At 65.6% G+C, this 6,137-nt stretch carries 5 protein-coding genes and 1 rRNA gene; 4 read left to right on the forward strand and 2 right to left on the reverse strand.

What is annotated here, in order from left to right; genetic code table 11:
- The 4 genes from FVW27_RS05890 to FVW27_RS05905 all read left to right on the forward strand — a co-directional run.
- Positions 1 to 563 (forward strand): dephospho-CoA kinase (locus FVW27_RS05890; protein ID WP_167123548.1); only part of this gene is annotated, 563 nt, incomplete at its 5' end.
- An 11-nt stretch (positions 564 to 574) separates the two neighbouring features.
- The gene (locus tag FVW27_RS05895) at positions 575 to 1,318 is read left to right on the forward strand and encodes a rhomboid family intramembrane serine protease (protein ID WP_167123550.1); all 744 of its coding nucleotides are present in this window, start codon (positions 575 to 577) and stop codon (positions 1,316 to 1,318) included.
- A gap of 359 nt (positions 1,319 to 1,677) precedes the next feature.
- Positions 1,678 to 2,466, forward strand: a complete 789-nt coding sequence (locus tag FVW27_RS05900; RefSeq protein ID WP_167123552.1) for an ABC transporter ATP-binding protein — start codon at positions 1,678 to 1,680, stop codon at positions 2,464 to 2,466.
- A 2-nt stretch (positions 2,467 to 2,468) separates the two neighbouring features.
- On the forward strand, positions 2,469 to 3,635 hold the full coding sequence (locus FVW27_RS05905) for a SufB/SufD family protein (protein WP_167123554.1): 1,167 nt from the start codon (positions 2,469 to 2,471) through the stop codon (positions 3,633 to 3,635).
- 165 nt (positions 3,636 to 3,800) lie between these two features.
- Here FVW27_RS05905 and FVW27_RS05910 read toward each other — a convergent pair whose 3' ends face one another.
- Both FVW27_RS05910 and rrf read right to left on the reverse strand, forming a co-directional pair.
- On the reverse strand, positions 3,801 to 5,609 hold the full coding sequence (locus FVW27_RS05910) for a methyl-accepting chemotaxis protein (protein ID WP_167123556.1): 1,809 nt from the start codon (positions 5,607 to 5,609) through the stop codon (positions 3,801 to 3,803).
- 407 nt (positions 5,610 to 6,016) lie between these two features.
- Positions 6,017 to 6,131, reverse strand: a 5S ribosomal RNA gene (gene rrf, locus FVW27_RS05915).
- Between the last annotated feature and the right edge of the window lie 6 nt (positions 6,132 to 6,137).

Genomic DNA, 6,137 nt, shown 5'->3' on the forward strand with positions numbered 1-6,137 from the left:
TGTACGAGCCGGGCAGCGGCGGGCACCACCTGTTGCGGGGCCGCTATGGCGACCGCTTCGTGCCCGACCCCGCCGGACCGGTGGACAAGCGCGCCCTGTTCGCGGCCATGCAGGCGGACGCCGCCCTGCGCCGCGAGGTGGAAGACATGATCCACCCGCTGGCCCGGCACGACATGGATGCATTCTTCGCGCAGGCCGAAGCCTCGGGCGTCCCCGTGGCCGTGGCCGAGGTGCCGCTGTTCCTGGAGGCGGGCTGGAAGGCGGGCACGCCGCCGAACACCCTGCCGAGCATCCTCCTCGTCGGGGTGCATTGCCCCTTCGCGGAACGCGCCCGCAGACTGGAAACGCATCGCGGCTGGCCGCCGGACATGATCGCCGCCATGGAGGCGTGGCAATGGCCGGAAGCGGACAAGATGCGCGCCTGCCATCTTGTGGTGGACAATTCCGGCACGCCGGAAGACCTGGCCCGCCGAACGCGCGGCCTGCTGGCCGAACTGGTCCGCCTGCGCGCCGCGCGCGATGCACGCATTGCCGACCATCTTGCCTCGCTGTGGCAGGCATGAGACGCTAGCGCATGTTCCCCCTGCGCGACACCATTCCCCGCGTGCACACCCCCTGGGCGGTGTGGTGCATTCTTGCAGCCAACCTTGTCGTGTTTCTGTGGCAGCAGACGCTGACGCCCGGCGAAACCCTGCGCCTGTTCCACTTCATGGGGGTGGTGCCCGCCCGCTTCGCCCACCCGGACTGGGCGCTGACCTCCGGCTATCCGCCGGGGGGCGCCATCGCCTTTGTCGGGCACATGTTCCTGCACGGCGGCTGGGGCCACTTTCTGGTAAACATGTGGACGCTGTGGATCTTCGGCGACAACATCGAAGACGTCATGGGGCCGGTGCGCTTCACGATCTTCTACCTGACCTGCGGGCTGGCGGCACTGCTGACGCACATGGTCTTTTCCGCCTCGTCCACGGTACCGGTGGTAGGGGCGTCCGGGGCCATCGCCGGGGTGCTGGGGGCGTACTTCCTGCTGTATCCGCACGCGCGGGTCACCACGCTGGTGCCGCTGCTGTTCATTCCGCTGATCTTCGATCTGCCCGCCGTGGTCTACCTGGGTATCTGGTTCGTCACGCAGCTGTTGTCGGGGCTGACCACGCTGGGCAGCAACGGCGCGGGCATCGCCTGGTGGGCGCACCTTGGCGGTTTCGTGGCCGGGTTCGTTCTGCTGCCGCTGTTCCGCCAGAAGGGCCGCTGCTACTACTGCCGCTTTCCGGAGGGCCGGGGCCGGGGCGTCATCCGTGCCCCGCACGACCCGGAGGCGTAGCGGCGCGGCTGCCCCCTCCCGATCCGCACATCCTGACGCCTTGCCGCTCGCGACGGTTGCCGCGCCGCCGATCGGACGTCCACCCTGCACGCACTCGCCCCCTCCTGGCACCGTCGCCGCTCCCGCCTTTCCGCCGACCTTTCCGCACTGTTGCGAGTGCTTCCTCACGTTTTCCGCAGGGTTCCTCGCATTGACTTACCGGGGGGTATGCCGCATAAGTTTCGGGCTGCCGCGCGGCGGCTCGCGCCGTTTTCGCCCGCCACGCCTTCCCGTCGCCACTGCAAACGGGGCAAGGGCGCAACAAGGACGGGTGCCTGCACCGGGCCGCGCATCGCGCAAAACATCGCAAGGGGTCCATCATGCTCGAAATACGCGACCTGCACGTCTGCATCGGCGACGTAGAGGTTCTGAAAGGCATCGATCTCAAGATAGAAGCCGGCGAGACCTTCATCCTGTTCGGTCCCAACGGCTCCGGCAAGACCACCCTGCTCATGACCCTCATGGGCTTCGCCAACTATACCGTCACCCAGGGGCAGATCCTGTTCAAGGGGCAGGACATCACCCATGCCCCCATGTACGAGCGCGCCCGCCTCGGCATCGGCATGTCGTTCCAGCGCCCGCCCACCATCCACGGCCTGAAGACCGGCCACCTGGTGAAGATGTGCGCCCGCGAGCGCGAGGTGGACGTGGAAGACCTGGCCCGCAAGGTGAACTTCGACAGGTTTCTGGAGCGCGACGTCAACGCCGGGTTCTCCGGCGGCGAGATCAAGCGGTCCGAAATGCTCCAGCTCATGGCCCAGCGGCCCGACCTGGTGCTGTTCGACGAGCCGGAATCGGGCGTGGACCTGGAAAACATGGCCCTCATCGGCCAGACAGCCCGCCAGTTGCTGGACGGCATGCCTCCGGCGTCCTGCTCGATGAAGCAGCAGAAGGCCCGCTGCAAGACCTCCGGCCTGATCATCACCCACACCGGCTACATTCTCGAATACGTCAACGCCGACCGCGGCCAGGTGATGTACGACGGACACCTGTGCTGCGAGGCGCGCCCCCGCGACATCCTCGACCACGTCAGCAAGTACGGCTACCAGGAATGCCTGCGCTGCCTCGACAGCGACGCATCGCTCGGTCAGATCAAGGAGGCGTTGTAGCCATGGCTTTCAAGAACGTAGACCTTACGCGCTACAGCTTCGAAGGGGCGCAGGCAGACGCCATCACCGACCTTTCCACGCTGGACGAATTCGACCGCAAGCGGCTGCTGTACGCGGGCATCGACGTGAATGCCAAGGAACGCAGCGGCTCGTTCATGCACATGAACCACAGCGGCGTGCACTGCCAGTCCACCCAGGAAGGCCTGGAACTGATGGACATCAAGCAGGCACTCAAGACCTATGACGGCCTGCCCCAGTACTTCTGGAAGATGGTGGACCCCAACCGCGACGAATACACCCGCGCGGCGGCGGAACACCTGCACGGCGGCTACTTCATCCGCGCCCGCAAGGGGGCCAGGATCGAAGCGCCCGTGCAGTCGTGCCTGTTCATCAAGGGCAACGGCGTGGGCCAGAACGTGCACAACGTGGTCATCGTGGAAGAAGGCGCCGAGATGCACATCATCACCGGCTGCGCCACGGCCCACGGCACGCGAGAGGCGGCGCACCTGGGCATCTCCGAATTCTTCGTGCACAAGGGCGGCAAGCTCACCTTCACCATGATCCACAACTGGGGCGAAGACACGGCGGTGCGCCCGCGTTCCGCCGGGGTGCTCGAGGAAGACGCGGTGCTGGTGAACAACTACGTGCTGCTCAAGCCCGTGAAGGACTTGCAGATGTACCCCACCCTCACCCTTGCCGGGCGCGGGTCGGTGGCGCGGTTCAACTCGGTCATCGTGGCGCCGGAAGGCTCGTACGTGGATACGGGCAACCGCATCCTGCTCAACGCGCCCGACACGCGCGGCGAAATCATCGCCCGCACCCTGACCACCGGCGGCACCATCATCAACCGGGGGCACATCGGCGCCTACCAGGTGCCCGCGCGCGGCCACCTGGAGTGCAAGGGCCTGATCCTGGGCAACGGCGTCATCCATGCCATTCCGGAACTGGAAGGCACCGTGGACGGCGTGGAACTGTCCCACGAGGCAGCCGTCGGCAAGATCGCGCAGGAAGAAATCGAATACCTCATGGCGCGCGGCCTGGACGAGGACGAAGCCACCTCCACCATCGTGCGCGGCTTCCTGAACGTGGACATCATGGGCCTGCCCCGCGAACTGGAACAGGCCGTGGAAGACCAGATCAACCAGTTGGACGCCAGCGACGCCATGTAGCTGATAGCCACTGAACGGCGCGCAATGTCGCAGAACGCGGCAGGGTGCGACAGACAGCGGCACCTTGCTGAAATGAAACGATGACGGCCCCGGCAGTTTCATGCTGCCGGGGCCGTCTTGCGTGTGACAGGGAAAGAAAGAAACCCGATGCGTGCGCCTGCCGGGCTACCCGGCCTTGCGCTGCAACTCCGACACCAGCCCGCGCAGTTCTTCGGCCATGCGCCCTAGGTCGCGGATTTCCTTGTCCTCTTCGGTCACCAGGCGGCCATTGTCGCGGGCAATCTCATCCACCTGCGCGAGGCTGCGGGTAATCTGCTCCGACGCGGCTGACTGCTGTTCTGCCGCGGCGGCAATGGCCTGCACCTGCCCGGTGACGCGCACTGCCATGTCCAGAATACCGCGCAGCACCTCGCCGGAATCGGCGGAGCGGCGCTCCGCCAGTTCCATGGCCCGCAGCGAATCGTCCATGCTGCGGGCATTGGCCTCGGTCAGCGACTGGATGCCCTTGATGGTCTCGCCCACCTCGCGGGTGGCGTTCATGGTCTTTTCGGCCAGCTTGCGCACCTCGTCCGCCACCACGGCAAAGCCGCGCCCGGCATCACCGGCGCGAGCCGCCTCGATGGCGGCATTGAGGGCCAGCAGGTTGGTCTGATCGGCAATGTCGTTGATGACGCTCATGACCGTGCCGATGGCCTCTGACTGGCCGCCAAGCCTGCGCATGTTCTCGTGCAGACTTTCGGCAAGCTGGCGCAACTCGCCCATGGCGTCCATGGTGGCGGTGACGGCCTCGGCACCCTGCCGGGCCCGCTCGCGCGAAGCTTCCGTCTCGCGGGCGGCATCGGCGGCGCTGCGGGCCACGTCCATGACCGATGCGTTCATCTGCTCCATGGCGGTGGCGGTTTCGGCCACGCGGGTGGTCTGCGAGCGCGAACCATCGGAAAGGGTGGCCGAGCGGCGGGCCAGTTCGCGCGCGGACACGCCAAGATCCTCGGTCATGCGCTGCAGGCGTACAGCAGCCTCCAGCATGCCTTCCTTGGAGGCCATGGCGGCGCGGGCCTGTTCGTCGGCGTTGCGGGCGGCCTCGCTGGCGCTTTCGGCCAGGCGGCGGGCCTCGTCCTGCTGGGCGCTCATGCGCGTGATGTTGCCGCGCAGGGTGGTGACCATCACATCCAGGGCCGACTGCAAGGCGGACACCTCGTCCTCGCCCTCCACGGCGATGTGGCAGTCAAGATCGCCCGCCGCGATGTCCTGCGCGGTGCGGGTAGCCTCGCGCAGCGGCAGCACGATGGACCGGGCCAGCAGATAGGCCACCGGCAGCCCGACGAACAGCAACAGGCCCAGCACCACAGCGTAAGTGTACAGCACCTCGCGTGTGCGCACCTGTTCCATGGAATTGGCCACCTGCGCTTCGGCAGCCTGGATATTGTCGAGATAAATGCCCGTGCCCACCCAGAACGGGGTGCCGGGAATGCTTTCTGCGTAGCCCAGCTTGGGCTGGTCGCCCATGCCCGGCTTCGGGAACACGAAGGTGACGAAGCCGCCACCGGCAGAAGCCACGCGGGACAGCTCGCGCACGTAGTACTTGCCCTCACGGTCCTTGGTGTCGCCAAGGTCCTTGCCCACCAGTTGCTTCTGCACAGGGTGCGCGGTGTTCACCGTTCCCTTGTACACATAGAAATAGCCGGACTGGTCCGCCTCGAAGCGCACCCGCTCGACGCCCTTGGCGATGATCTGCCGCTGTTCCTCCTCGCCAAGCCCAGCGGAAAGATCGCCCACAGATACGGCTAGGGCATGGGTAAGGGCCTGAATGCGGTTCTTCTCTGCCGAAAGCATGGATTCCTTGGCAGTGGCGATGCCCGCCCCGGCAATATGGTCCGCCACCCAGTACAACCCCACGGCCATTCCGGCCAGAAACAGGGTCATGATGGCGAACAGGGCATAGATGCGTTTGGCGATGGTAAACTTGCGGAACATGTTCCCCCCAAGGCAACCGACGAAGGATGAAATAAAGGGCCGCCATGAGGCGGCCAAGCGTTCGTGCGCACAGGCAGTTACTATGCTGCCAACCTAAGCGTTGCGCCCCGCTCTGGCAATGAGTGATATCCCTACCTTTTATCAGTAGACACTTGCATACGCACCGCTGCAAGGCTGTTCAAGCCTACGTGATTCGCCCCCGTGCCACCCCGGATCACACACCAAGCCTGAAAGTGTGCAAAATTCTGGACACTACCCCCAGCGCCCTGCGCCCTGCACTTCAAGCCACCCTGCCCGCGCCCGCGTCCGCGCTCATGCCTTTGAAACGCACGAAGGCCCCGGTGATTGCTCACCGGGGCCTTTTCGTGATGTGTCGGGATGCGGTTGCGCATCCCTTTGAGAATAAGTGCTGGCATCGGCCTACTTTCCCACGCAAGAGTACGCAGTATCATCGGCGATGGAGGGCTTAACTTCCGAGTTCGGAATGGGATCGGGTGTACCCCCTCCTCCATGGACACCAGCACAAAT

The organism is Nitratidesulfovibrio liaohensis (assembly GCF_011682075.1).
Lineage (GTDB): Bacteria > Desulfobacterota > Desulfovibrionia > Desulfovibrionales > Desulfovibrionaceae > Cupidesulfovibrio > Cupidesulfovibrio liaohensis.

Excerpts from the sequence above, each read along its gene's own strand:
- FVW27_RS05895 (WP_167123550.1), top strand. The coding sequence starts at position 575 with ATGTTCCCCCTGCGCGACACCATTCCCCGCGTGCACACCCCCTGGGCG.
- FVW27_RS05900 (WP_167123552.1), top strand. The coding sequence starts at position 1,678 with ATGCTCGAAATACGCGACCTGCACGTCTGCATCGGCGACGTAGAGGTT.
- FVW27_RS05905 (WP_167123554.1), top strand. The coding sequence starts at position 2,469 with ATGGCTTTCAAGAACGTAGACCTTACGCGCTACAGCTTCGAAGGGGCG.
- FVW27_RS05910 (WP_167123556.1), bottom strand. The coding sequence starts at position 5,609 with ATGTTCCGCAAGTTTACCATCGCCAAACGCATCTATGCCCTGTTCGCC.